Annotated in this window: 2 protein-coding genes; both read right to left on the reverse strand. The window is 63.5% G+C overall.

The window, feature by feature from the left end; all coding sequences use genetic code 11:
* A partial coding sequence (locus AKL29_RS46215) for a type IV secretory system conjugative DNA transfer family protein (protein WP_244482684.1) occupies positions 1-921 on the reverse strand: 921 nt, incomplete at its 3' end.
* 36 nt (positions 922-957) lie between these two features.
* The gene (locus AKL29_RS39820) at positions 958-2,721 is read right to left on the reverse strand and encodes a relaxase/mobilization nuclease domain-containing protein (protein ID WP_050387948.1); all 1,764 of its coding nucleotides are present in this window, start codon (positions 2,719-2,721) and stop codon (positions 958-960) included.
* Positions 2,722-2,822 lie beyond the last annotated feature (101 nt).

The following is a 2,822-nucleotide window of genomic DNA, read 5'->3' on the forward strand; positions in this document are numbered from 1 at the left end:
CGAGGCGACGACCGGATGAGCACCTTGCTCGCCGAGGTGCGGCGTAGTCATCATCGCCCTCAGAGTCGCCTCGATCGGCCGCTTCGGGTCGGACAGGAAGGCGGCAACGCCAGCCAAGGTCTTGTCCAACTCGGCATAGAGGACATGGAGGATGGCGCCGACCAGGAGCGAATGACTGGTCTTCTCCCAATGGTTCCGCTTGTCGAGCGAGCCTTCCGGGTCGACCAGGACGTCGGCGACATTCTGGACGTCGCGAACCTCCCATTCCCCGCGCCGGACCTCGAGCAGCGGATTGTAGGCTGAGGACTTTGGGTTGGTCGGGTCGAACAACAGGACGCGGCCATGCTGCGAGCGAAAGCCCGCGGTCAGTTGCCAATTCTCCCCCTTGATGTCGTGAACGATGGCCGAGCCGGGCCAAGCCAGCAGGGAGGGGACGACAAGACCGACGCCTTTGCCAGACCGGGTGGGTGCAAAACACAAGACGTGCTCTGGTCCGTCATGCCGGAGGTAATCGTGCTCGAGTTTACCGAGCACCACACCATCCGGACCGAGAAGTCCGGCCGCTCGAACCTCTTCCGGATCAGCCCAGCGCGCCGAACCATAGGTCTCGACATTCTTGGCTTCACGCGCGCGCCACACCGACATGCCGATCGCCACCGCGATCGAAACGAAGGTCCCTGACGCTGCGATGAAGGCTCCCTCGACAAAAACCTGTGGCGCGTAGGCGTCATAGACGAACCACCACCAGAAGAAGATCGGTGGGTAGTAAACCTTGAAGCCGGACAGTTCGAACCAGGGCCGCCCAAGCTCTGGTTGCCAGGCAAGTCGCCAAGCCGTCCACTCGGTTGCTCCCCAGATGGCGAGCAAAACAATCAGGCCGACAACGATCACCTGTCCCCAGAGGATTTTGGTTCCGGACATCCCGGGTGCCCTTCCGCAACTGAATTGGAGAAATTGCTAGAGACCGAGGTCGCGCTTCCGACCGAAGGCCCATTCGATGCCGCCGCCATCCTTCACGACGCCTGTGACGTGTTGAGCGAGCCTCTTTTCGAGTTCGCGCGACCAGGGCACGAGTTGGAAGCCGAGCCCATTATCGATCATGGCGAAGCGTCCCGAGGCGAGCGTCAGCCGCTGGCGATACGTGCCCGCCACATGCTCCCCGGAGGCGGCGTTCACGTGAGGCAGGCGGGTGTCGGCCGAAACCTTTGCTGCCACTTCGTCCAGCTCGCGCCGGCGCAACGTGTTCAGGAGGTCGCGCTGCAGGATGACGCGTTGGCCCTGCCGCCGCGCCAGGCCCTCCTGAACCAGATGCTCGGTACGGGCTTCCATGGCGCCGCGGGTCTCGCGGCCGAAGCCGCCCATGGCGAGCGGCATGGGGTCGCGTTCAACCAGCCGGTGGTCGAGCCAGGTTGCCCCTCGTGCCGTGACCTGGCTACCAAGATCGAGATCGGAACGGATCGCCAGCACTATGGTCGGCCACCGATCCCCGGCTTGACCGAAGCGTCTGACTTCAACGATGCCGCCGATCGGCGGTCCATGGTCGAAGGCTTCGAGCCCACGGAAGCGCACGTGGTGAGCGCGTCCATCTGTTCCGTCGATCAGGGCGTAGGCCTCGCCGGTCAGTTCGTCATGCAATCCACGGTCGATCAGTCGTCCGATAATCTGGGACATCGGCTGCCCACCCTCGATGACGAAGTCGGCAACGCCGCGTGCTTCCCCACGCTCGGTAAAGGCGCGGTGCATGGTCTTGATGATGTCCCCACGCATGCCGAGGTCGCGCAAGCTCCGCTCGGCCTCGAGCCCGACCATCCATTCCCCAGGTGCGGCGGACGCAACGAGGCCCGTCTTCTCCAGATGTTGAAGGCGACCGACCATCAGGCGCCGAATCTCGGGATCGGACATCCCGGGATTCTCTGGGCGAAGATCGACATAGCCGGTCTCATCTGCCGCCAGCCGGATCTCCCGATCGAGCCGCGTCAATCGCTCCGCCGTGACCTCCCTCTCCAGCGAATTGCGGATCTCGTGCTCCGGTTTTGGACCCAGTTCAATAGCGACCAGTTCCTCGGCGCGTGAGCGCAGGCCCTGGCTGATGTAGTCGCGGGAGATCACGAGATCCGCTCCTTCCTCATCTATTCCCCGAACGAGAAAATGGACGTGAGGGTTGTCGGTATTCCAATGGTCGACAGCCATCCAATCGAGCCGCGTGCCAAGATCGATCTCCATCTGCTTGGCAAGATCGCGGGTGAAGGCCTTCAGGTCGATCATTTCGCCGGCATCCTCGGGCGAGACGATGAACCTGAAATGATGCCGATCGTCCTTGCACCGTTCTGCGAAAGCCACGCTATCGGCGCGGTCGTGGCCGACGTCGAACATCTCGGCCCGTTCACCATTCCGGGTCACGCCATCGCGCTTCAGATATGAGAGGTGGGCGGTCATCGGCGCTGATCGGTAGGCTCGCCCTTTGTGACGAACCACGCGCGCCTTCACGACGACTCGCCGCGTCGGGCTGAACAATCTGGCGCGGCTAAAGGCGAGGCGGCCGCGGCCAAACGTTGAGCGCCCATGGACCGCCGAACGACGGCCGGCCACCGCCTGACCCGAGGTATGTCCTGCTTTCTTCGCGGCCCGCAGCACCTGGTTGATGAAGCTCTTGGGCTTCGGCGTGCGGGTATTGCGGATGCGCCCAGGCCGAATATGCAGGTCGCTGTCGCGGATGCTCACGGCCGGCCCTCCCAACAATCAAAGGCGCACGCGGTGCCGAAAACGACTTTGATTGCGCTCACCAAAATGCCAGGCGCGGCACGCGCCCCGACCGACCGGCA

The organism is Bradyrhizobium pachyrhizi, assembly GCF_001189245.1.
GTDB classification, from domain to species: Bacteria; Pseudomonadota; Alphaproteobacteria; order Rhizobiales; family Xanthobacteraceae; genus Bradyrhizobium; species Bradyrhizobium pachyrhizi.